Here is a 21670-nt window from a genome sequence, read left to right as displayed (position 1 = left end):
GAGCTCACTCCCCCACCGAAGACGCCGAGGACACCGAAGACGCCGACTCCGGCGACACGGGCACCGGGTGCGCGAACCCGCCGTCCACCATCAGGTTCGCCACCGTCTCCAACTCCGGCGGAGAGCCCGCCAGCCGCGCCAGGAACACGTCGAAGTCCTCACCGCAGGGCAGCAGCAGCCGCTCCACGCGTTCCGCGGGCGCCCAGGCGGGATCGACGTCCCGGGCGTCGTCGTACGCGCAGAACCACACCGAACCGACCCGCTCGCCCTTCACCTTCACCGCCAGCAGCCCGCCCTGGACGAAGCCGACGCCCAGGTAGTCCTTGGTCAGATGGTCGCGCAGGCACTTGTTGACGTACACCAGGTCGTTGACCGCGGCCTCGTCCCGCACCGTGAAGAACGGCTGGTCGATCAGCAGCCCCAGCTCGGCGTCCAGCGCCGTACCCACCGGCGCGCACCCGCCCGCCACCTTCAGGAACGACCGGTACGCGCCCGGCAGCCGGTAGCCGAGGTCCTCCTCGACGCCCTGCACCTGCGACTCGGTCACCGCCACACCGGACTTGGGCAGCGCAAAGTGCGCGGGCCGCGTCTCCTGCAACGGCCGCGTACCCCGCTTGTCCTGGTCGACGCCGGACGTCGCCACCCCGCCGTGGTGCCGCAGCAGCGCCTTCACCTCGACCGGGACCAGCTCCAGCCGACGACCGCCCACCGCGTGGTGCCAGGTCCAGCCGTGCGGGGTCGCCACCGCGGGAACCGTGTCCCACAACTCGTGTCCGCTCGCCGCCAGCGCCGCGTTCGCCGACACGTAGTCGGTGAGCCGCAACTCGTCGACGCCGAAGCCCTCCGGCGGCTCGGCGATCTCCGCGACCGCACGCGCGTAGGGCGAGAAGTCGGGGTAGCCGTACTCGTCCACCCGTACCCCTCTGGGGTGGCGGGCCGCCCGGACCGGGTCCGGGAAGTGCACGACCTGCCCGGCGTAGGCCGCGTTCGGCGGCGCGGCTTGTCCCCCGGCCTGGCTGCCGGGAGGTGCCCCCAGCCCGAGCCGACCTGTCGTCATGGCGGTTGCCCCCTGCGGCACTCTGTACGACCCGTAGTGACCCCATCCGGCCACTACGCCCCGTATCGACTGTCTCGTCCGTCTCGACTTCCGTCTCGACCGTCTGTCACCCACGCGTTGACCGCGCCGACCGCGTGGATCCCTCGGATCGCGGTGCCGACAGCCTATGCGGTACGACGACACCGGTCACCGGGCACCGGTCAGCACCCGTCCGCTTCCGTGACCAGCCGTCACCCCCTCGTGACAGCCCGCCCAAACCCGGGCGTGTCGCATCGCCCCAGCTTCCGCACCAGCCACGCCATTTGGCACTCTGTGTCGACCGGGGGGACGCCCGGGAGGGGATGAAGATCATGAACACGACAGAAGCAGGACCACAGACGGGGCCGCCGCCTGGTGCCTCCGGCGACCCCCGGGTCGGCTGGAGCAGCACCGAGATCGCGCACGCCCCCGTACTCCGCCACCGCCGCGACGGCATACTCCCCACCGTCGCCGCCGCCCTGTCCGTCCGCGGCGCCACCCTCACCGGCACCGCCGCGCGCGGCGATCAGACGCCCGCCCTGCACCACCTCGTCCAGGACTTCCTGGACAGCCTCGGCAGCGCCCAGCGCGACCGCTTCACCGGCCGCTGCGCCGAGACCATCCTGATCTCCCGCCACATCGCCGCCGCCGACGCCGAACGCAGCAGACGCGCCGCCCGCAGACCGATGACCAACGGCGAGGCCCGCAAGGCCCTCAAGCAGGCCAAACTCACCACCCGCCGCATCCGGGAGGACGGCGACCCGCTCCACGGCGGTTTCGCCGCGCCCTGCCGCGCCTGCACCGCCCTCAGCGCCCACTTCGGCGTCCGCATCGTCGACCCGACAGCGGCTGACGACTGACGGCTGACCCCGGGCGGGCCTTCCCGCACAACGCAGGACGCAGGACGCAGCACGCAAGACGCGCGACGACGCCCCGGCGCCGGACCGCGACCCGCACGATCTCGACGGACGAAGGGCAGATGCACACCGACCGCACCTCCACCACACGCTTTCCCGTACCCGTCGACGCCGCCCTGCGCGCCGCCGGCTGGCAGCCCGGACGCTGGGACATAAAGCAGGCCGAGATCTGGGCCGACGCCCTGCGCGAGCACACCTCACCCGCCGGACACCGGCACGCCGTCTTCCCCGCGGCCGTCGAGGCCTGGGCCGAGTTCGGCGGCCTCCACGTCACGCCCACCGGCCCCGGCCGCCAGGTCGCCCCCGCGGCCCTCCACCTCGACCCGCTGTACGGCCTGCACATGGCCCGCACCCTCGGCGACCTCGGCCGCGCCCTCGACACCGAGATCTGCCCCCTGGGCACCGAGACCGAGACGGAGGCCCTCCTCGCCATGGACAGCGACGGCCGCGTCTACGCCCTGGACCACACCGGCGACTGGTACATCGGCCCCGACATCGACCAGGCCCTCGCCGGACTCGTCGCAGGCACCGAACCCGTACGGCTCACCGCCGGCTGACCTCCCGCAGCCTCCCACCGACACCCGCCCACCGCCCCTGGCGCCGAGCACCCGACAGCCCCGGACGCCCGGCCCCCACTCCCGCCCAAAGCGCCACACGTCACGCGCCACGCGCACCGTCAATGCGCCACACGCCACGCACCCAGCAGCCAGCGGCCCCGCACCCCGAAGCGCCACACGTGACGCGCCACGCGCACCCCCAATGCGCCACACGCCACGCACCCAGCAGCCAGCGGCGGCCCCGCACCCAGCACCCCGCGGCGCCTACGACGCCGGAATCACCGCCGACACCCGGAAACCCCCCGCGTCCGTCGGCCCCGACACGAAAACGCCGCCCAGCGCGACGACCCGCTCCTTCATCCCGAGCAGACCGTTGCCGCCGGACGGCAGCCGAGCCGCGGAGGCCGAGGACATCTCCGGCGGCGGCTCGTTCTCCACCTGCATCGCGATCTCCGAGATCCGGTGCGCCAGCCGCACATGCGTCTTCGCACCCGCCGCGTGCTTGTGGACGTTGGTCAACGCCTCCTGCACCACACGGAACGCGGTCTGCTCGATCTCCGCCGCGTACACCCGCTCGTCGCCCTCCACCGACAGGTCGACGACCATCCCCGCCGCGGCCGACTGCCCGATCAGCTCGTCCAGTTCCGACAGACACGGCCCCTCCGCGTCGTCGGCCATCCGGGAGGCGGCGGCCGCCGCGACCGCGCCCACCGCCGCCAGCGGCACGGCCGCCCGCTCGCGCCGGTCCAGCCCGTCCCCGCTGCGCAGCACCCCGAGCATCTCGCGCAGTTCGGTCAGCGCCTGCCGCCCCATGTCCCCGACCAGTACGGCGTTGCGCACCGCCTTGTCCGGGTCCTTGCGCGCGACCACCTGCAGAGCGGCCGCGTGCACGACCATCAGGCTCACCCGGTGCGCCACGACGTCGTGCATCTCCCGCGCGATCCGGGTCCGCTCCTCGTTACGCGCCCACTCCGCCCGTTCCTCCGCGCGCTCGGCGAGCAGCTGCAGCTCCCGCTCGAGATCGTCCGCCCGCTCGCGCAGGCTCTCCATCAGCCGCCGCCTGGCCCCCACGTACAGCCCCAGCAGCAGTGGCGGCGCGGTCAGCCCGAGCGAGGTCGCGATCGCGGCGAACGGCACGAACCAGTCCCCGAGGGTCAGATCCCCTCGCGCCATGTCCTGCCGCACCCGGACGAACGTCACGATCAACGTCCCCACCAGCGACATCCCGGCCAGCGAGGCGATGATCCGGCGGGGCAGCTCCGACGCGGCCAGCGTGTAGAGCCCGACGATGCCCATCAGGAAGCCCATCTGGGCGGGCGTGATCGCGATCGACACCAGCACGACGGCGATCGGCCACTTGCGCCGCACCACCAGCACGGAGCCGGCCAACAGCCCGAACACGATCCCCGCGGCGGGCGGGACCCCCGCGTCCTGCGCGAACGGAATCCCCTCCAGCGCGCATTCGAGCGCGGAAACGAACGCCAGGCTCACATCGAGAGCCGCACTGCGCCACCTGGCCCACCACCACGGCCCTTCCAAGGCCGTCGCGTGGTCTTCCCCCGTCGTGGTCATGGCTCCAGACTACGGGCGGCGGGCGTCCCGTTTCCGGTGAGTTTCCGCGACTGGCCTACACCACTCTCCGCGATCGAACGGCAACGAAACCGCCCGGTATCCTTCGAACTGCTGAATCGCGCACCGTTCGACACCGGAAGATCCGATTCCGCCCGGAGGGTGTGCCCATGGCACCTACACGGGACAAGTACGCGGACTTCGAGGGGCTCAGGAAGCAGGCGATGGCCCTGCGACGGGGCGGACTGAGCCGCCGACAGATCCGCGACCGGCTTCACGTCGACAACAACGACATCCTCAACCGACTCCTTGAGGGCGAGCCTCCCCCGGAATGGACGAAACGCCCGAACGCGAAGGACGACCTCAGAGACAGGGCGAGGGAGCTACGGCTCCAGGGCTGGACGTACGACCGGATCCAGACGGAACTGGGGTGCTCGAAGAGCTCGATCTCACTCTGGGTGCGGGATCTACCGAAACCCGAACGGCGCGACCCGACAGAACAGGCGAAGCTGGCCGCGCGCAAACGATGGGACCACGAGCTGGCGGTACGTGACGAGGAGCGGCAGCGGATCAAGAAAACCGCTGCGCAGAAGGTTGGCACGATGTCCGACCGGGAGCTCTTCCTGCTGGGTGTCGGCCTGTACTGGGCCGAGGGCACCAAGGACAAGCCGTACGACCGACGAGAGAACGTCACCTTCGTCAATAGCGACCCGGGCATGATCGAGGTGTTCCTGGCCTGGCTCGACCTACTGGAAGTGGAACGAGAGCGCCTTCGGTACGCCGTGATGATCCATGAAAACGCGGACGTGACGGGCGCCGAGCAGTACTGGGCCGACCTCGTCGGAGCGGACCGTTCCAGGTTCCACAAGACGACCCTGAAGAAACACAACCCAAAGACCGCACGCAAGAACACCGGGGATTCCTACCGCGGCTGCTTGGTCATCAAAGTCCTGAAGGGTTCCGACTTGTACCGTCGCATCGAGGGCTCCTGGTGCGGCATAGTGGAGTCCGCGCGAGAAGCCGATCAACGGAATCGGACATAGCGCTAAAACCATCCCGGATCGTCTAAGGGCAGGACAAACGGTTTTGGTCCGTTGAATGAGGGTTCGAATCCTTCTCCGGGAGCCCTTGCGATGTGGGCCCTGACAGCACTGTCAGGGCCCACTCTCATGTCCCCCGCGAAACGCCCCGGTATCCTGCGGATGTCCACCCACAGCCATTGAAAGCCGAAGGGCAACCCCGTGAGCGCCATTCGCCCGGCCGCCGTCGTCGTTCTCGCAGCGGGTGAGGGCACCCGTATGAAGTCGGCCACACCCAAGGTCCTGCATGAGATCTGTGGTCGTTCCCTGGTGGGTCATGTGCTCGCCGCCGCACGTGAGTTGGACCCGGAGAACCTGGTCGTCGTCGTCGGACACGCACGGGAGCAGGTCGTCGCGCACCTGACCGAGGCCGACCCGCGGGTCCGTACCGCGGTCCAGGCGCAGCAGAACGGCACCGGGCACGCCGTCCGCATGGCGCTGGAGGAGTTGGGCGGCCCGGTCGACGGGACGGTGGTCGTGGTCTGTGGTGACACTCCGCTGCTGAGCGGTGAGACGCTGCGGGCGCTCGCCGCGACGCACTCCGCCGACGGCAACGCGGTGACCGTGCTGACGGCGGAGGTGCCGGACGCGACCGGCTACGGCCGGATCGTGCGCGACGGGGTCTCGGGTGCCGTCACGGCGATCGTCGAGCACAAGGACGCCTCCGACTCGCAGCGGGCGATCCGTGAGATCAACTCCGGGGTGTTCGCGTTCGATGGGCAGCTCCTCGCGGACGCGCTCGGCAAGGTGCGTACGGACAACAGTCAGGGCGAGGAGTACCTCACGGACGTGCTCGGCATCCTCCGGGAGGCCGGTCACCGGGTCGGCGCCTCGGTCGCGGCCGACCACCGGGAGATCGCCGGGATCAACAACCGGGTGCAGCTCTCCGAGGCCCGGCGCACGCTGAACGACCTGCTGCTGAACCGGGCCATGCTGGCCGGTGTGACCGTGGTCGACCCGGCGACGACGTGGGTCGACGTCACGGTCACCTTCGAGCGGGACGCGGTCGTCCACCCGGGCACGCAGTTGCAGGGGGCCACCCACCTGGGCGAGGGCGCCGAGGTGGGCCCCAACAGCCGCCTGAGGGACACCGTGGTGGGCGCGGGCGCCCGGCTCGACAACACGGTGGCCGACGGCGCGCACGTGGGACCGCAGGCGACCGTCGGGCCGTACGCCTATCTGCGGCCCGGTACCCGGCTTGGGCTCAAGTCCAAGATCGGTACGTACGTCGAGACGAAGAACGCGTCGATCGGCGAGGGAACCAAGGTCCCGCACCTGTCCTACGTCGGTGACGCGACGATCGGTGAGTACAGCAACATCGGTGCCGCGAGCGTCTTCGTGAACTACGACGGGGAGAGCAAGCACCACACCACCGTCGGTTCACACTGCAAGACGGGTTCGGACAACATGTTTGTGGCTCCCGTCACGGTCGGGGACGGTGCCTACACCGCCGCCGGGTCCGTGATCACGAAGGATGTGCCGCCCGGTTCGCTGGCCGTGGCCCGTGGTCAGCAGCGGAATATCGAGGGTTGGGTGGCCCGCAAGCGTCCGGGGAGCGCGGCGGCGAAGGCGGCCGAGGCGGCTTCTCGGGAGCCGGAAGGCGAAAGCTGACCGGAAACAGGCACGTCCGTGACGGCGTACCGTGATAGATGCACACCCGCATCCCCAGCTGAGAGGCCCTCTCGCGCCCGCCGGAGAGGTCTTCTCGACACCCAGCTGAGACACCTCTGAGGAGACAGTTCTGTGACCGGGATCAAGACGACCGGCGAGAAGAAGATGATGTTCTTCTCCGGCCGCGCCCACCCCGAGCTTGCCGAGGAAATTGCCCAGCAGCTGGGTATCGGGGTTGTCCCGACGAAGGCCTTCGACTTCGCCAACGGTGAGATCTACGTCCGCTACCAGGAGTCCGCCCGCGGTGCGGACTGTTTCCTGATCCAGAGCCACACGGCTCCGATCAACAAATGGATCATGGAGCAGCTGATCATGATCGACGCGTTGAAGCGCGCGTCGGCCCGCTCCATCACGGTGATCGTGCCGTTCTACGGTTACGCCCGGCAGGACAAGAAGCACCGTGGGCGTGAGCCGATCTCCGCGCGGCTGATCGCGGACATGATGAAGACGGCGGGTGCGGACCGCATCCTGACCGTGGATCTGCACACGGACCAGATCCAGGGCTTCTTCGACGGCCCGGTGGACCACCTGTTCGCACTGCCGCTGCTCGCGGACTACGTGGGCCGCAAGGTCGACCGCAACAAGCTCACCGTCGTGTCCCCGGACGCGGGCCGGGTGCGGGTCGCCGACCGCTGGTGCGACCGTCTCGGGGCGCCGCTGGCGATCGTGCACAAGCGGCGGGACAAGGACGTGGCGAACCAGGTGACCGTCCACGAGGTCGTCGGTGAGGTCGAGGGCCGGGTCTGTGTCCTGGTCGACGACATGATCGACACCGGTGGCACGATCGTCGCGGCCGCGGACGCGTTGTTCGCGCACGGCGCGGAGGACGTCATCGTGACGGCGACGCACGGTGTGCTGTCGGGTCCGGCGGCGGACCGGCTGAAGAACTCGAAGGTCAGCGAGTTCGTGTTCACCAACTCCCTGCCGACGCCGGGTGAACTGCAGCTGGACAAGATCACGGTGCTGTCGATCGCGCCGACGATCGCGAGCGCGGTGCGTGAGGTGTTCGAGGACGGTTCGGTGACGAGCCTGTTCGACGAGCAGTAGGTCTCCGCTCGCGGCGAAGATCCTTTTGGGTACGGCCTCCCGGCCGAGTAGACTGCTCGAGTTGCTCGGCGAGGGAGGCCGTACCGCTTCGCAAGAGGCTGTGTACGGCGGTCCGTTATCGACGCGCTCTTCGTAGCAGGCCGATGGTTTGGCCGGGTGACCACCTTCCCCCAGTTCTACGAGGAGTGAACATGTCCGAGGTCAAGCTCGCCGCCGAGACCCGCACCGAGTTCGGCAAGGGTGCCGCCCGCCGCATCCGCCGTGACAGCAAGGTTCCCGCCGTCGTCTACGGTCACGGTGGCGACCCGGTCCACATCACGCTGCCGGGCCACGAGCTGCTGCTCGCCCTGCGCACCCCGAACGTCCTGCTCTCCCTCGAGCTCGAGGGCAAGACCCAGCTCGCCATCCCGAAGGCCGTGCAGCGCGACGCGATCAAGGGCTACCTGGAGCACGTCGACCTGCTGCTCGTCCGCAGCGGTGAGAAGGTCAACGTCGAGGTCTACGTCCAGACCGAGGGTGACCTCGCGCCGGGCGCCTACCTGCTCGAGCACGTGCTGAGCACGCTGACCGTCGAGGCCGAGGCCACCCACATCCCCGAGTCGGTCACCGTCTCCATCGAGGGCCTGGAGGCCGGTGCCTCCATCCTCGCCAAGGACATCCCGCTGCCCGAGGGCACCATCCTGGCCATCGACGAGGACGCGGTCGTCCTCCAGGTCCTCGCCGCCCAGGCGGAGGAGGCTCCCGCCGAGGGCGAGGGCGACGAGGCCGCCGAGGCCTGAGTCCGGCCGGCCGGGACATCCCGGCTCCAGCACCAGCCGCTGCTTCCTCCGGGAGGCGGCGGCTGGCGTGTTACTCAAGGAGACATGGACGTGACGACCGACGCAGGCGCCCCGTGGCTGATCGTGGGGCTGGGTAATCCCGGGCCCGAGTACGCCATGAACCGGCACAACGTGGGTTTCATGGTGGCCGATCTGCTGGCCGGGCGGATCGGGGGGAGGTTCAAGCGGGCGGGCAAGGCGCAGGCGCAGGTCGTGGAGGGGCGGATCGGAGCCCCGGGGCCGGCGAGCCGGCGGGTGATCCTGGCGAAGCCGATGTCGTACATGAACCTGTCGGGCGGGCCGGTGACCGGCCTGCGGGACTTCTACAAGGTGCCGACCGCAAACATCGTCGCGGTGCACGACGAGCTCGACATCGACTACGGCACGCTGCGGCTCAAGCTCGGCGGCGGCGACAACGGGCACAACGGTCTGAAGTCGATGACCAAGGCGATGGGGCCGGACTACCACCGGGCGCGGTTCGGGATCGGGCGGCCGCCGGGTCGTATGCAGGTCGCGGACTTCGTGCTGAAGGACTTCTCGTCGGCGGAGCGCAAGGAGCTGGACTACCTCGTGGACCGGGCGGCGGATGCGGTGGAGTGCCTGGTGCTCGAAGGGCTGGAGCGGGCTCAGGGAACGTACAACTCCTGACTTGTCCGGCGCCGGACCCACCCGAGTTGACCGGGAGTGCGGCCATGGCCAAGGATCTCCGCCATGCATGCCGCCGTCACCTCCCGTCAGGGCACGCACGCCGTGCTGCGCTTCGGGCGGATCGCGGCGATGGCGGCCATCGCGGTGCTGATCCTGATCGCGGGTGTGTGGGGGTCCTGGGGGACCGCGCAGCACGCGATGCTGACCAAGGGCCGGGAGAGCGGGACGATCCGGGTGACGCGGTGTGGCGCGGACACCTGTACCGGTCCCTTCACGCCGGTCTCGGCGGGGGCGACGGCGCGCGGCCGGGTGGTCGTCGCGAAGACCGTCGCGGTGCGCACGGGCCGGACGTACACGGTCGTGGTCAAGCCGGGCAGCGACGAGGTGGTCCGCTCCGGCCCGGCCGGAGTCCTGTACGCGTGGGTGCCGTTCGGCGGCGCCCTGTTGCTGGCCTCGGTGGTGATCGCGGGCGGGCTGCGGCGCGTCCGGCTCGCCTGGGTCATGGCCGGCTCGGGCCTCGCCCTGCTCACCGCGACCTTCCTGGTGCTCTGACGCCGTAGGGTCCACGCCTCGTGCCGGACGGGCGGTGCCCCCGAGCCTCGTACGAGCTCGGGGGCACCGCCCTCTCGCGGATCAGCCGGTGTTGCGCAGGCCCGCCGCGACGCCGTTGACCGTCAGCAGCAGGGCCCGGGCCAGCAGCGGGTCGGGTTCCGCGCCCGCCGCGGCCGCGTCTCGCTGCCGCTTGAGCAGTGTCACCTGGAGGTAGGAGATCGGGTCCAGGTAGGCGTCGCGGATGGTGAAGGTCTGCTTCAGCACCGGGGTGGCGTCGAGGAGTTCCCGTTCGCCGGTGACGCGCAGCACCTCGCGCACGGTCAGCTCGTGCTCGGCCCGGATGGTGTCGAAGACGTGCTTGAGCTCGTCGGGGACGAGGGTGTCGACGTAGTGGGCGGCGATCCGCAGGTCGGTCTTGGCCAGCGTCATCTCCACGTTGGAGACGAAGTTGCGGAAGAAGTGCCACTGTTCGTGCATCTCGTCGAGCACGGTGTCCAGACCCGCCTCGCGCAGCGCCTTCAGTCCGGAGCCGACCCCGAACCAGCCGGGCACGATCTGGCGGGACTGGGTCCAGCCGAAGACCCACGGAATGGCACGCAGGCCGTCGAGGCCGGCACCGGAGTCGGGGCGGCGGGAGGGCCGCGAGCCGAGGTGCAGGTCGGCGAGCTGGTCCACGGGGGTGGCGGCGAAGAAGTAGGCGGGCAGGTCGGGGTCGTCGACGAGCCTGCGGTACGCGGCCTCGGCGGCGTTGCTCACCACGTCCATCGCCGCGTCCCAGCGGGCGAGGGCCTCGACGGACTGACGGGGTGAGGTGTGCAGGGCGGAGGCCTGGAGGGTGGCCGCGACGGTCAGTTCCAGGTTCTCCCTGGCCAGCGACGGCACCAGGTACTTGTCGGAGATGACCTCGCCCTGCTCGGTCACCTTGATCTCGCCCTCGAGGGTGCCCCAGGGCTGGGCGAGGATCGCGTCGTGCGAGGGGCCGCCGCCGCGGCCGACGGTGCCGCCGCGGCCGTGGAACAGGCGCAGCCGGACGCCGTAGCGGTGGGCGACGTCGCGCAGGCGGCGCTGGGCCCGGTGGATCTCCCACTGTGAGGTGGTGATACCGCCGAACTTGGAGGAGTCGGAGTAGCCGAGCATGACCTCCTGGACGTCTCCGCGTAGCGCCACCAGACGGCGGTAGGAGGGGTCGGAGAGCATGTCCTCGAGGATCGTGTCGGCGGCCTTGAGCTCGTCCGTCGTCTCGAGCACCGGCACGATGCCGATCTTCGCCCAGCCGGCGTGCAGGTCGAGCAGGCCGGCCTCACGGGCCAGGACGGCCGCGGCGAAGACGTCGTCGGCGCCCTGGCACATGGAGATGATGTACGACTCGATGACCTCGGACCCGAAGACCTCCAGGGCCTTCTTGACGGTCTGGAAGACACCGAGGGTCTTCTCGCCGGCCGCGTCCACGGGCGCCGGGGTCCCCGCGAGGGGCCGCCGGGACCGCAGCTCCTTCGCCAGCAGCCTGCCGCGGTACTCGCGGGGCATGTCGGCGTAGCGCCAGGACTCCTCGCCGAGCCGGTCGAACAGCTGGCCGAGGGCGTGGTGGTGGGCGTCGGCGTGCTCGCGTACGTCCATGGTGGCGAGCTGGAGGCCGAAGGCGGCCAGGGTGCGGATGGTGCGGTCCATGCGGCCGTCCGCGAACAGTCCGCCCCGGTACTCCCTGAGGGAGGTCTGGATGAGGGTCAGGTCGTGCAGCAGCTCGGGGGTGCCGAGGTAGTCGCGGCCCGGCTCGTGCGGGATGCCCTTGGCGAGGCGCAGCTTGGTGTTCTCGAGCTTCTGCCGGATGCAGGTGGCCTTGAGCCGGTAGGGCTCCTCGGCGTTGAGCCGCTTGTAGCGGGGGCTGATCTCCGGGAGGCGCTCCAGGTCGGTGCCGAGGGAGTCCAGGAGCTCGTCGGTGGCGCCGGTGTAGCGGATGGAGTTGGAGAGGAAGCCGCGGAGCTCGTCGATCATGTCCAGGGCGTCGTTGATGCCGTGCTCGTGCTGGAGGATGAGGACGTCCCAGGTGACCTGGGGGGTCACGTTGGGGTTGCCGTCGCGGTCGCCGCCGATCCAGGTGCCGAAGGTGAGCGGGCGGGTGTCGTCGGGCAGCTTGACGCCGACGCGCTCCAGTTCCGCGGTCAGGTCCTCCAGGACGTCACCGACGGCGCCCGCGTGCAGCTCGTCCAGGTAGTAGATCGCGTTGCGGGCCTCGTCGGCCGGTTCCGGGCGTACGACGCGCAGCTCGTCCGTCTGCCACACGAGGTCGATGTTCTCGGCCAGCCGGGTGTCGTGCCGGCGGCGGTCGGACTCGATGACCGGCGCCTCCAGCAGCGCGGCGATGCGCCGGAGCTTGTTGAGGACGGAGCGGCGCGCGGCCTCGGTGGGGTGGGCCGTGAACACCGGACGGACGTTGAGGTTGCGGACCGTCTCGCGCAGGTGGTCGGGGTCGGCGTCCTTCAGCCGGTCGGCCGTGCGGGCGAGGAGGCCGCCCTCGGCGGCACGCCTGGCGCGCAGTTCACGGCCGCGGTGCACCTGCTCGGTGACGTTGGCGAGGTGGAAGTAGGTGGAGAAGGCGCGGACCAGCTTGGCCGCGGTCTCGAGTTCGATACCGCGCAGCAGCTCGGCGGCGGCCTCGCCGTCCTCGCGGGTGAGGCGGCGGACCTTTTCGACGAGCTCCAGCAGCTCGGGGCCCTCCTGGCGGACGAGGGTCTCGCCGAGGAGGTCACCCAGCCGTCGGATGTCGGCGCGCAGCTCGGTGTTCGTCGTCGTGGTCTGGTCGTCGGCACTGCTCACAGGTGCGGCTCCTTGCAGTGTTGAAGCTCGTCCGGAGGGGAACCCGGACTGCCCTCGCGGCGGCTGCCGCATACGGGGCGGACATCCGGGAAGAATTCAGAGCGGACCGCGCTGTCCGACCGACTCCAAGGATAGGTGTCCATGCGGACGCGCAGAATTCCGGGCTCTTGCCGCCGACCGGCGCGCTGCCATACTTACGATGCCGTAGGTTACGGAACCGTAGGGCGCTGCGCGCGGTTCCGCAGTAAGGCACCTCTCTCCACCCTCGACCCCACAGGGGACGCCCATGACCACGAGCTCCGATGTGATCGAAGACGCCCCGGAGGCGAGCGACGGCACACTCATGCCCTCCGCCACGCTGGGCGGTGAGCAGAAGCGCTCGATCGAACAGATCGCGCTCCTCGCCTTCATCACCGTTCCGTTCCTCGCGCTGCTGGCGTCCGTGCCGCTGGCGTGGGGCTGGGGGGTGAGCTGGCTGGACCTCGGCCTGCTCGTCTTCTTCTACTACCTGGGCTGCCACGGCATCACGATCGGTTTCCACCGCTACTTCACCCACGGTTCCTTCAAGGCCAAGCGGCCGCTGCGGATCGCCCTCGCGATCATGGGCTCGATGGCGATCGAGGGGCCGCTGGTCCGCTGGGTGGCCGACCACCGCAAGCACCACAAGTTCTCCGACGCGGAGGGTGACCCGCACTCCCCCTGGCGGTTCGGCGAGACGCTCCCGGCGCTGATGAAGGGCCTGTGGTGGGCCCACATCGGCTGGCTGTTCGACGAGGAGCAGACCCCGCAGGACAAGTACGCGCCGGACCTGATCAAGGACCCGGCGCTCCGTGCGGTCTCCCGCCTGTTCATCCTGTGGGCGTTCCTCTCGCTGGCTCTGCCGGCGCTGATCGGCGGCCTGGTGACGATGTCCTGGTGGGGCGCGTTCACCGGCTTCTTCTGGGGTTCGCTGGTACGGGTCGCGCTGCTGCACCACGTCACGTGGTCGATCAACTCGATCTGTCACGCGGTCGGCAAGCGGCCGTTCAAGTCGCGCGACCGCTCGGGCAACGTCTGGTGGCTCGCGGTGCTGTCCTGCGGTGAGTCCTGGCACAACCTGCACCACGCCGACCCGACCTCGGCACGGCACGGGGTGGAGCGCGGTCAGCTGGACTCCTCGGCGCGGTTCATCCGCTGGTTCGAGCAGCTCGGCTGGGCGTCCGACGTGCGCTGGCCGTCACGCTCGCGTATCGATTCGCGCCGGAACACCGACGGGGACGGCTCCCGGCACGAGAGGGAGACCGCCGAGGCGGCATGATGGACGCCGTGGCGACCGACTCCAGCAGCACTCCGAGCAATGAGAAGCCGCGGCGAGCGCGTCGCACCCGGATGACCGGTGCCGAGCGCCGCCAGCAGTTGCTGGAGATCGGTCGCACCCTCTTCGCCGCCAAGGGCTTCGAGGGCACGTCGGTGGAGGAGATCGCGGCGAAGGCCGGGGTGTCCAAGCCGGTGGTGTACGAGCACTTCGGCGGCAAGGAGGGGCTGTACGCGGTGGTGGTGGACCGCGAGATGCGGCGCCTGCTGGACATGGTGACCAGCTCGCTGACCGCCGGCCATCCCCGCGAGCTGTGCGAACAGGCCGCCTTCGCGCTCCTTGACTACATCGAGGAGTACACGGACGGATTCCGCATCCTGGTCCGCGACTCCCCCATCCCCCAGTCGACGGGCTCCTTCGCGTCCCTCATCTCGGACATCGCCACCCAGGTGGAGGACATCCTGGGCCGCGAGTTCAAGAACCGGGGCTTCGACTCGAAACTGGCTCCCCTGTACGCCCAGGCCCTGGTCGGCATGGTCGCCCTGACCGGCCAGTGGTGGCTGGACGTACGCCGCCCGAAGAAGGCGGAGGTGGCCGCCCACCTGGTCAACCTGGCCTGGCACGGCCTGGACGGCCTGGAGGCGAAGCCGCATCTGATAGGGCGCCGGAAGAGCTGACGGGTCACCCTTTGTGATGACGCCTGCGGATTCCCGCCGCTACCGTTGAGCGGCAGGCCGAGAATCCCGTCCATGGGAGGAACCATGACCGCCGAGCCGACCGCCGAGCACGGCTGCCGCTGGCCGGTGCCGCCGCAGGACGGGTACACCGTGGACGACCTGTTCACGCTGCCTGACCTCCCGCCGCACACCGAGCTGCTCGACGGGAGCCTTGTTTTCGTGAGTCCGCAGCGGGATTTCCACAGCACCATGATCGACCTTCTCGTGACCGGTCTGCGCCGCACGACCCCGAAGAACCTGAAGGTGCGTCGTGAGATGACCGTCGTCCTGGACCGCCGCAACGGCCCCGAGCCGGACGTGTCCGTCGTCCGCGCCGAGGCCGTCACCGGTCTGGAGCAGACGCGCTTCGAGGCCGCCGACGTCCTGCTGGCCGTCGAGGTCGTCTCCCCCGACTCCGAGGCGCGCGACCGCGACACCAAGCCCCGCAAATACGCCGCCGCGGGCATCCCGCACTTCTGGCTGGTCGACATGGCGGGCGCGAACCAGCACCCCGTCGTCCGTGTCTACGAGCTCGACCCGCTGTCGAAGACCTACGCGCTGACCGGCATCCACCACGACGCGCTCAAGCTCGGCGTTCCCTACGACCTCGGCATCGACATCACCCTGGACGCACTCAGGGAACTGTGACCGCCTCCAGGAACTCCAGGCGGTCGCCCGTGGTCCAGGGCCGTGATCATCAGCCACCCTTCCGGGCGACGGCGAACAGTCGGCGGAAGGGGAGCACCGTGCCGTACTCCTCGCTCGGGTAGGCCTCGCGCAGCAGGTCGCGGTATTCGGTGACGAAGGCGTCCCTCGCCTTCGGGTCGTCCGCGAGGGCGGTGAGGGCCGGTCGCAGGCCGGTGCCCTTCACCCAGTCGAGGACGGGGTCCTCGCCGGGCAGGACGTGCAGGTACGTCGTCTCCCAGACGTCGGTCTCGCAGCCGAGGCGGGCGAGCCGGTCCAGGTAGACGGCGGGTGCGTGCACCGAGTCCTCGCGGCGCAGTACGCCGCCGAGCCGGTCCTTCCACCGTGCGCTCGTGCCGAGTTCGCGCATCAGGGCGTGCAGCGGCGCGTCGATGTTGTTCGGGACCTGGAAGGCGAGGATGCCTCCGGGGGCGAGGGCGTCCAGCCAGGCCGGGAAGGCGTCGAGGTGTCCGTCGACCCACTGGAGCGTGGCGTTGGAGATGATCAGGTCGTACGTCTCCCTGGGCGCCCAGGTCGCGGCGTCGGCGTGGGTGAAGTCGAGGTGGCCGCCGCCGGCCGTGGGGCCCGCGTAGGCCTCGGCGTCGGTGAGCATCTGCGGGGAGTTGTCGTAGCCGGTGATGCGGGCGGTGGGCCAGCGGTCGGCGAGGAGGGTGGTGACGTTGCCGGGGCCGCAGCCGAGGTCGGCGACGCGGGGCGGGGCACCGGGCAGGTCGGGGACGCGGGCCAGCAGGTCGGTGAAGGGGCGGGCGCGGTGTCCGGCGTGGCGGAGGTACTGGGCGGGGTCCCAGGCAGGAGTGGTCATGGCTCCCACCTTCCCCCGACATTTATCTTGACGTCAAGAGACTTCACGTCAAGAGACTCCACATCGACACAACCACTACACTGATCGTCATGGAGGACGAGGTCGATCGGCTGGTCGCAGCGTGGCGCCGGGAGCGCCCTGACCTCGACGTGGAACCGCTCGAGGTGCTCAGCCGGGTGAGCAGACTGGCCCGGCACCTGGACCGCGCCCGCCGGCTGGCCTTCGCGGAGCACGCCCTGGAGCCCTGGGAGTTCGACGTGCTGACCGCGCTCAGGCGCGCCGGATCGCCGTACCAGCTCTCGCCGGGACAACTGCTGACCCAGACCCTGGTCACCTCGGGCACGATGACGAACCGCATCGACCGGCTCGCGAAGAAGAGCCTGGTGGAGCGGCTGCCCGACCCGAGCGACCGGCGAGGCGTGCTGGTCCGCCTGACGGCCGAGGGGCAGGACCGCGCGGACCAGGCCCTGGCCGGCCTGCTGGACCAGGAGCGGGCGATCCTGGCGGAACTCTCCCGCGCCCAGCGGGGCGAACTGGCGGGCCTGCTGCGCCAGCTGACCGCCCCCTTCGACAACATCCCCGGCTAGGCAGCCGCCCGGCGGAGCACACCGGTGCCGGTCAGGCGCTGTTGCTCTCCTCCGGCCTGACCCGTCCGGCAGGCCCCAGGTCGGCCGGTCCCACCCCGGCCCGGCGCGCGAGCGCGACGGCGGCGAGGGTGGAGTGGACGCCCAGCTTGCCCAGCACGTTCTGCATGTGGGTGCGGACGGTGTGGGGCGAGAGGAACAGCCGCTCCGCGACCGCCTTTCGGCCCAGCCCCGCGACCATGCAGCGCAGCACCTCCCGCTCGCGCGGGGTGAGCGACTCCACCAGCCGTTCGCTGTCGGTGCGGTGCTTGCGGGCCGCCGTCAGCTCGCGCAGGACCCCGGTGAGCAGGGCCGGCGGCAGATGGGTCTCGTCGCGCAGGACCCCCCGGATGACGGTGAGCAGCCGGGACAGCGAGCAGTCCTTTGCCACCCAGCCGCAGGCCCCGGCCTGCAGCGCGAGCGCGGCCCGCCGCGGATCGTCCTTCTCCGCGAGGACGACGATCCGGACGGTCGGCTGTGCGGTGCGGACGCCGGCGACAAGCGATATGCCGTCGACCAGTCCTTCCTCGTTGCCCTCCGAGACGGGCACGGCGGGCCGGAGTCCGGGCATGTTGCCGCCCAGGTCGGCGTCCACGAGCAGCACGTCGTACCGGCGTCCCTCGGCGGCCGCCCGCTCCAGACTGCGCAGCGCCGCGGAGCCGCTGCCGGCCGCGGAGACGTCCACGTCCGGCTCGGCGGCCAGTGCCGCGGCCAGCGACTCGGCGAAGATGCGATGGTCGTCGACGACCAGAACTCGAATGCGAACCACGAAACCCCCTTCCCCAAGCTCCTGAAGAGCAGGGGATACCCCAAGGTTCGGAGAGGGACGACTGCTGCGGGCACGGCGCCCGGGAGTGCCGCCACCACACGACCGCCGCCGTGCAGAGAACTGCTACCCCCGGTGCGGGCGCCGTACCCGACCGTCTCGCCCCCTGATCAGCACCGGCCCCCACCGGTGCTGTTCACAGGGTACGGCCGGGGGGCGGGAGCGGAAGGCTCTTTGCAGAACTGGCCGCTCGACGCGTTTATGGTGAGCCGCATGTTTCGCATCGAGACAGAAGTCGACAAGGTCCGGCGTGATCTGCTCCGCAGCAGGCTCAGGGAGACCAACACGGCGGCCTCCCCGGTCCTGCGCGCCCTGCGCGGAACCCCGGGTGAACGCGAAGTCCCTTTGCATGTGTGGGTGTTGGACGAGGCGGGTGAACTGGCGGGCGGCCTGGTCGGTCACACCTGGACGACGTGGCTGCACGTGACGTACCTGTGGGTGGACGGCCGCCACCGCGGCTCGGGGATCGGTTCCCGGCTGCTGTCGGAGGCCGAGCGCATCGCGTCCGGGAAGCGGGGCTGCCGCTCGGCACGGCTGGAGACGTGGGACTTCCAGGCACCGCGGTTCTATGTGAAGCAGGGGTACGAGGTGGTGTGCGTGATCCCCGACTACCCGCCGGGGATCACGGAGTACACGCTGACGAAGCGGCTCAGCTGATCCTGCGCGCCCCCGCCGAGGGCACCGCCTCGAACACCCGTGGCGCGGTGAAACCGGCCGCCGCGAAGGCCTCTTCGACCGCCTTGGTGAGCGTGTCGACGTCGGCCGCCTGGGCGAGGACGATCGCCGAGCCGCCGAAGCCGCCGCCGGTCATGCGGGCGCCGAGGGCGCCGGCCGACAGGGCCGTGTCGACGACCAGGTCCAGTTCCGGGCAGGAGATGCGGAAGTCGTCCCGCAGGGAGGCGTGGCCCTCGGTGAGGACCGGGCCGATCGCGCGGGTGTCGCCCTCCTCCAGCAGGGAGACGACCCGCTCCACCCGCTCGTCCTCCGTCACCACGTGCCGGACCAGGCGGCGGACCTCCTCCTCGTCGGCCAGTCGCTCCAGCGCCGCGGCCAGTCCGTCGAACGGCACGTCCCGCAGGGCGTCGACGCCCAGCAGGGCCGCGCCCTTCTCGCAGCCCGCGCGGCGCTTGCCGTACTCGCCGTCGCTGTGGGCGTGCTTGACGCGGGTGTCGACGACCAGCAGGCGCATGCCCTCGGCGGCCAGGTCGAAGGGGATCTGCCGCTGGGACAGGTCGCGGGTGTCGAGGAACAGGGCGTGGCCGGTCTCGCAGCAGGCGGAGGCCGTCTGGTCCATGATCCCGGTGGGGGCGCCGACGTAGACGTTCTCGGCGCGCTGGCACAGCCGGGCCAGTTGCCGGCCCTCGAGGTCGAGGGCGTACAGGTCGTTGAGGGCCAGCGCCACCACGACCTCCAGCGCCGCCGAGGAGGACAGCCCGGCGCCCGTGGGCACGCTCGACGTCAGGTGGACGTCCGCGCCGGTGACGTCGTGGCCCGCGTCGCGCAGCGCCCACACCACACCCGCCGGGTACGCCGTCCAGTTCCGGTCGGACTGGGGGGCCAGTTCGTCCAGGCGCAGTTCCACCACGCCGCCCTCGATGTCCGCCGAGTGCAGCCGCAGCACACCGTCGGCGCGCCGCGCCACCGCCGCGACCGCCACGTGCGGCAGCGCGAACGGCATGACGAAGCCGTCGTTGTAGTCGGTGTGCTCGCCGATCAGGTTGACCCGGCCGGGCGCTGCCCACACCCCGTCCGGATCGGCCCCGTACAGCTCCCTGAACCGCTCGGCGACAGCCACAGCGACAGCCTCGCTCATCCCCTGACCCTGACCTTTCCCGCGTTCTAGTTGCCGCGCTGCTGCGCGAATTCCCAGGCGTCCGCGACGATCCCCTTGAGATCGGCGCGCGACGGCTTCCAGCCCAGCCGCTCCCGGGCGGCATCGGCCGACGCCACCAGCACCGCCGGGTCGCCGCCCCGGCGCGGGGCGACCACCTCGGGGACCGGGTGGCCGGTGACCTGACGGACCGTCTCGATGACCTCGCGGACGGAGAAGCCGTTGCCGTTGCCGAGGTTGCAGATCAGGTGCTCGCCGGAGGTGGCCGCCCGCAGTGCCAGGAGGTGGGCCTCCGCCAGGTCCGCGACGTGGATGTAGTCGCGGACGCAGGTGCCGTCCGGGGTCGGGTAGTCGTCGCCGTAGACCGAGATCGCCTCCCGCCGGCCCTGCGCGACCTGCAGGACCAGCGGGATCAGGTGGGACTCGGGGTCGTGGCGCTCGCCGTACGCGCCGTACGCGCCCGCCACGTTGAAGTAGCGCAGGCTGACCGCGCCCAGGCCGTGTGCCGCGGCCTCGCCCGTGATCATGTGGTCGACGGCGAGCTTGGTGGCGCCGTACGGGTTGGTCGGCGAGGTCGGTGCCGACTCGATGATCGGGACCTCCTTCGGCTCGCCGTACGTGGCGGCCGTGGACGAGAACACCAGCGTGCGCACGCCGGCCTCGCGCATCGCGCCGAGCAGCGCCATCGTGCCGCCGACGTTGTTGTCCCAGTACTTCTCGGGCTTCGCGACCGACTCGCCCACCTGGGAGGAGGCGGCGAAGTGCAGGACGCCGTCGTAGGAGGAGTCCAGCCATGTGGCGGCGTCACGGATGTCGCCCTCGATGAAGACCGCCCCGGCGGGCACACCCTCGCGGAAGCCGGTCGTCAGGTTGTCGAGGACGGTGACGTCGTGGCCGGCCTCCAGCAGGTGCTGGGCGACCACGCTGCCGACATAGCCCGCGCCACCGGTGACCAGGTACTTCCCACTCATGAACTCGCTACCTCTCGCAGTCGCTCGGCCGCGAACTCCGGCGGCACGTCGTTGATGAACACGTTCATGCCGGACTCGGAACCCGCGAGGAACTTCAGCTTGCCGGAGGTGCGGCGGATGGTGAAAAGCTCGAGGTGAAGCCCGAAGTCGTCGCGGTTGACGCCCTCGAACTCCTCCAGCGCGCCGAACGGGGCCTGGTGCCAGGCCGAGATGTAGGGCGTGGGCGTTTCACTTTCCCCGAAGATCCGGTCGAAGCGCCTCAAGAGTTCCAGATAGACCTGGGGGAACTCTGTGCGCGCGTCCTCGTCGAGCCCGAGCAGGTCGGGCACGCGACGCTTCGGGTACAGGTGGACCTCGTAGGGCCAACGCGCCGCGTACGGCACGAAGGCGACCCAGTGTTCACCCTCGAGGACGACCCGCTCGCCGGCGAGTTCACGCTCCACGACGGCGTCGAAGAGGTTCTCCCCGCCGGTGGCCTCCTTGTGCGCGGCGACCGAGCGCAACATCAGCGCGGTGCGCGGGGTGGTGAAGGGGTAGGCGTAGATCTGGCCGTGCGGGTGCCCCAGCGTCACACCGATCTCGGCACCGCGGTTCTCGAAACAGAAGACCTGCTCCACGGAGGGGAGATGCGACAGCTCCGACGTACGGTCCGTCCACGCGTCCAGGACCAGACCGGCCTGTTCCTCGGTCAGGTCGGCGAAGGACGCGTTGTGGTCGGAGGTGAAGCAGACGACCTCGCAGCGGCCCGAGTCGCCGGCCAGCGACGGGAAGCGGTTCTCGAACACCACCACGTCGTACGACGAGTCCGGGATCTCGCTCAGCCGGTCGCCCTGGGTCGGGCACAGCGGGCACTGGTCGGCCGGGGGGTGGTAGGTGCGGCCCTGGCGGTGCGAGGCGATCGCCACCTCGTCGCCGAGCAGCACGTCACGGCGTACCTCCGAAGTGGTGACCGTGCGCTCCAGCGGGCGCCGGTCCACCGCGTCGCGCACCGTGTCGTCCCGCAGGTCGTAGTAGATGAGCTCACGACCGTCGGCCAGCCGGGTCGAGGTCTTCTTCACGCCGGGCTCTCCATCCGTACGTACACCGATCCAGGCATCGATCCGGGGACCGGTCGAGCAGTGATCGAGCAACCATCGAGCAGTGATCAAGCTTTAA

General features: G+C 70.5%; 21 protein-coding genes and 1 tRNA gene. 14 read left to right on the top strand and 8 right to left on the bottom strand.

Annotated features, from left to right (window positions below):
• Positions 1 to 4 precede the first annotated feature (4 nt).
• Positions 5 to 1057, bottom strand: coding sequence for an SMI1/KNR4 family protein (locus OG985_RS27130; protein ID WP_371670949.1), 1053 nt, complete (start codon positions 1055 to 1057; stop codon positions 5 to 7).
• Positions 1058 to 1398: 341 nt separating this feature from the next.
• Here OG985_RS27130 and OG985_RS27125 point away from each other — a divergent pair, with 341 nt between their 5' ends.
• Positions 1399 to 1935: a YwqJ-related putative deaminase gene (locus tag OG985_RS27125; protein WP_371670948.1), complete on the top strand. Its 537-nt coding sequence runs from the start codon at positions 1399 to 1401 to the stop codon at positions 1933 to 1935.
• 119 nt (positions 1936 to 2054) lie between these two features.
• The gene (locus OG985_RS27120; protein WP_371670947.1) at positions 2055 to 2549 is read left to right on the top strand and encodes an SUKH-3 domain-containing protein; all 495 of its coding nucleotides are present in this window, start codon (positions 2055 to 2057) and stop codon (positions 2547 to 2549) included.
• A gap of 264 nt (positions 2550 to 2813) precedes the next feature.
• On the opposite strand, the gene OG985_RS27115 is transcribed toward OG985_RS27120, so the two are convergent.
• Positions 2814 to 4121: a sensor histidine kinase gene (locus tag OG985_RS27115; protein WP_371670946.1), complete on the bottom strand. Its 1308-nt coding sequence runs from the start codon at positions 4119 to 4121 to the stop codon at positions 2814 to 2816.
• A 167-nt stretch (positions 4122 to 4288) separates the two neighbouring features.
• Here OG985_RS27115 and OG985_RS27110 point away from each other — a divergent pair, with 167 nt between their 5' ends.
• The 7 genes from OG985_RS27110 to OG985_RS27080 all read left to right on the top strand — a co-directional run bounded on the left by OG985_RS27110 (position 4289) and on the right by OG985_RS27080 (position 9933).
• Positions 4289 to 5161 carry a hypothetical protein gene (locus OG985_RS27110; RefSeq protein WP_371670945.1) on the top strand — a complete coding sequence of 291 codons (873 nt, stop codon included), beginning with the start codon at positions 4289 to 4291 and terminating at the stop codon, positions 5159 to 5161.
• Positions 5162 to 5172: 11 nt separating this feature from the next.
• Positions 5173 to 5243: transfer RNA gene (locus OG985_RS27105), tRNA-Gln, on the top strand.
• Positions 5244 to 5359: 116 nt separating this feature from the next.
• Positions 5360 to 6808: a bifunctional UDP-N-acetylglucosamine diphosphorylase/glucosamine-1-phosphate N-acetyltransferase GlmU gene (gene glmU, locus OG985_RS27100; RefSeq protein ID WP_371670944.1), complete on the top strand. Its 1449-nt coding sequence runs from the start codon at positions 5360 to 5362 to the stop codon at positions 6806 to 6808.
• Between the two features lie 132 nt (positions 6809 to 6940).
• Entirely contained in the window at positions 6941 to 7915 is a 975-nt protein-coding gene (locus tag OG985_RS27095; protein ID WP_371670943.1) for a ribose-phosphate diphosphokinase, read from the top strand.
• Between the two features lie 191 nt (positions 7916 to 8106).
• The gene (locus OG985_RS27090; protein ID WP_371670942.1) at positions 8107 to 8694 is read left to right on the top strand and encodes a 50S ribosomal protein L25/general stress protein Ctc; all 588 of its coding nucleotides are present in this window, start codon (positions 8107 to 8109) and stop codon (positions 8692 to 8694) included.
• Positions 8695 to 8778: 84 nt separating this feature from the next.
• The gene (gene pth, locus OG985_RS27085; RefSeq protein WP_371670941.1) at positions 8779 to 9381 is read left to right on the top strand and encodes an aminoacyl-tRNA hydrolase; all 603 of its coding nucleotides are present in this window, start codon (positions 8779 to 8781) and stop codon (positions 9379 to 9381) included.
• 63 nt (positions 9382 to 9444) lie between these two features.
• Positions 9445 to 9933, top strand: a complete 489-nt coding sequence (locus tag OG985_RS27080; RefSeq protein ID WP_371670940.1) for a hypothetical protein — start codon at positions 9445 to 9447, stop codon at positions 9931 to 9933.
• An 81-nt stretch (positions 9934 to 10014) separates the two neighbouring features.
• Here OG985_RS27080 and ppc read toward each other — a convergent pair whose 3' ends face one another.
• On the bottom strand, positions 10015 to 12747 hold the full coding sequence (gene ppc, locus OG985_RS27075; protein ID WP_371670939.1) for a phosphoenolpyruvate carboxylase: 2733 nt from the start codon (positions 12745 to 12747) through the stop codon (positions 10015 to 10017).
• Between the two features lie 286 nt (positions 12748 to 13033).
• Here ppc and OG985_RS27070 point away from each other — a divergent pair, with 286 nt between their 5' ends.
• The 3 genes from OG985_RS27070 (at position 13034) to OG985_RS27060 (ending at position 15405) form a co-directional block, all read left to right on the top strand.
• Positions 13034 to 14044 (top strand): acyl-CoA desaturase, encoded by a 1011-nt coding sequence (locus OG985_RS27070; protein WP_371670938.1) that lies wholly within the window; start codon positions 13034 to 13036, stop codon positions 14042 to 14044.
• A complete protein-coding gene (locus OG985_RS27065; RefSeq protein WP_371670937.1) occupies positions 14041 to 14718 on the top strand; it encodes a TetR family transcriptional regulator in 678 nt (225 codons plus the stop codon). Before OG985_RS27070 ends, OG985_RS27065 begins: the two co-directional genes overlap by 4 nt.
• Positions 14719 to 14802: 84 nt before the next feature.
• On the top strand, positions 14803 to 15405 hold the full coding sequence (locus OG985_RS27060; RefSeq protein ID WP_371674505.1) for a Uma2 family endonuclease: 603 nt from the start codon (positions 14803 to 14805) through the stop codon (positions 15403 to 15405).
• A 49-nt stretch (positions 15406 to 15454) separates the two neighbouring features.
• Here the strand turns inward: OG985_RS27060 and OG985_RS27055 are convergent, their stop codons facing one another.
• Positions 15455 to 16264: a trans-aconitate 2-methyltransferase gene (locus OG985_RS27055; protein WP_371670936.1), complete on the bottom strand. Its 810-nt coding sequence runs from the start codon at positions 16262 to 16264 to the stop codon at positions 15455 to 15457.
• A gap of 89 nt (positions 16265 to 16353) precedes the next feature.
• Here OG985_RS27055 and OG985_RS27050 point away from each other — a divergent pair, with 89 nt between their 5' ends.
• Entirely contained in the window at positions 16354 to 16851 is a 498-nt protein-coding gene (locus OG985_RS27050; RefSeq protein WP_371670935.1) for a MarR family winged helix-turn-helix transcriptional regulator, read from the top strand.
• Positions 16852 to 16882: 31 nt separating this feature from the next.
• Here OG985_RS27050 and OG985_RS27045 read toward each other — a convergent pair whose 3' ends face one another.
• A complete protein-coding gene (locus tag OG985_RS27045) occupies positions 16883 to 17656 on the bottom strand; it encodes a LuxR C-terminal-related transcriptional regulator (protein WP_371670934.1) in 774 nt (257 codons plus the stop codon).
• A gap of 258 nt (positions 17657 to 17914) precedes the next feature.
• Here OG985_RS27045 and OG985_RS27040 point away from each other — a divergent pair, with 258 nt between their 5' ends.
• On the top strand, positions 17915 to 18370 hold the full coding sequence (locus OG985_RS27040; protein ID WP_371674504.1) for a GNAT family N-acetyltransferase: 456 nt from the start codon (positions 17915 to 17917) through the stop codon (positions 18368 to 18370).
• On the opposite strand, the gene galK is transcribed toward OG985_RS27040, so the two are convergent.
• The 3 genes from galK to galT are packed head-to-tail and all read right to left on the bottom strand — an operon-like array spanning position 18363 to position 21573.
• A complete protein-coding gene (galK, locus tag OG985_RS27035) occupies positions 18363 to 19526 on the bottom strand; it encodes a galactokinase (RefSeq protein WP_371670933.1) in 1164 nt (387 codons plus the stop codon). The two genes, OG985_RS27040 and galK, sit on opposite strands and share 8 nt — an antisense overlap.
• A 26-nt stretch (positions 19527 to 19552) precedes the next feature.
• Entirely contained in the window at positions 19553 to 20515 is a 963-nt protein-coding gene (galE, locus tag OG985_RS27030; protein ID WP_371670932.1) for a UDP-glucose 4-epimerase GalE, read from the bottom strand.
• Positions 20512 to 21573 (bottom strand): galactose-1-phosphate uridylyltransferase, encoded by a 1062-nt coding sequence (gene galT / locus OG985_RS27025; protein WP_371670931.1) that lies wholly within the window; start codon positions 21571 to 21573, stop codon positions 20512 to 20514. The genes galE and galT overlap by 4 nt, the downstream gene beginning before the upstream one ends.
• Positions 21574 to 21670: the final 97 nt, after the last annotated feature.

Origin of the sequence: Streptomyces sp. NBC_00289 (genome assembly GCF_041435115.1) — a bacterium.
Taxonomy (GTDB): domain Bacteria; phylum Actinomycetota; class Actinomycetes; order Streptomycetales; family Streptomycetaceae; genus Streptomyces.
This window is presented reverse-complemented; position numbering and strand designations above follow the sequence as displayed.

Excerpts from the sequence above, each read along its gene's own strand:
- OG985_RS27065 (WP_371670937.1), top strand. The coding sequence starts at position 14,041 with ATGATGGACGCCGTGGCGACCGACTCCAGCAGCACTCCGAGCAATGAG.
- OG985_RS27040 (WP_371674504.1), top strand. The coding sequence starts at position 17,915 with ATGGTGAGCCGCATGTTTCGCATCGAGACAGAAGTCGACAAGGTCCGG.
- OG985_RS27070 (WP_371670938.1), top strand. The coding sequence starts at position 13,034 with ATGACCACGAGCTCCGATGTGATCGAAGACGCCCCGGAGGCGAGCGAC.
- galE (WP_371670932.1), bottom strand. The coding sequence starts at position 20,515 with ATGAGTGGGAAGTACCTGGTCACCGGTGGCGCGGGCTATGTCGGCAGC.
- OG985_RS27120 (WP_371670947.1), top strand. The coding sequence starts at position 2,055 with ATGCACACCGACCGCACCTCCACCACACGCTTTCCCGTACCCGTCGAC.
- galK (WP_371670933.1), bottom strand. The coding sequence starts at position 19,526 with ATGAGCGAGGCTGTCGCTGTGGCTGTCGCCGAGCGGTTCAGGGAGCTG.
- OG985_RS27050 (WP_371670935.1), top strand. The coding sequence starts at position 16,354 with ATGGAGGACGAGGTCGATCGGCTGGTCGCAGCGTGGCGCCGGGAGCGC.
- OG985_RS27055 (WP_371670936.1), bottom strand. The coding sequence starts at position 16,264 with ATGACCACTCCTGCCTGGGACCCCGCCCAGTACCTCCGCCACGCCGGA.
- pth (WP_371670941.1), top strand. The coding sequence starts at position 8,779 with ATGGACGTGACGACCGACGCAGGCGCCCCGTGGCTGATCGTGGGGCTG.
- OG985_RS27125 (WP_371670948.1), top strand. The coding sequence starts at position 1,399 with ATGAAGATCATGAACACGACAGAAGCAGGACCACAGACGGGGCCGCCG.
- OG985_RS27110 (WP_371670945.1), top strand. The coding sequence starts at position 4,289 with ATGGCACCTACACGGGACAAGTACGCGGACTTCGAGGGGCTCAGGAAG.
- OG985_RS27060 (WP_371674505.1), top strand. The coding sequence starts at position 14,803 with ATGACCGCCGAGCCGACCGCCGAGCACGGCTGCCGCTGGCCGGTGCCG.
- OG985_RS27115 (WP_371670946.1), bottom strand. The coding sequence starts at position 4,121 with ATGACCACGACGGGGGAAGACCACGCGACGGCCTTGGAAGGGCCGTGG.
- OG985_RS27080 (WP_371670940.1), top strand. The coding sequence starts at position 9,445 with ATGCATGCCGCCGTCACCTCCCGTCAGGGCACGCACGCCGTGCTGCGC.
- OG985_RS27090 (WP_371670942.1), top strand. The coding sequence starts at position 8,107 with ATGTCCGAGGTCAAGCTCGCCGCCGAGACCCGCACCGAGTTCGGCAAG.
- OG985_RS27130 (WP_371670949.1), bottom strand. The coding sequence starts at position 1,057 with ATGACGACAGGTCGGCTCGGGCTGGGGGCACCTCCCGGCAGCCAGGCC.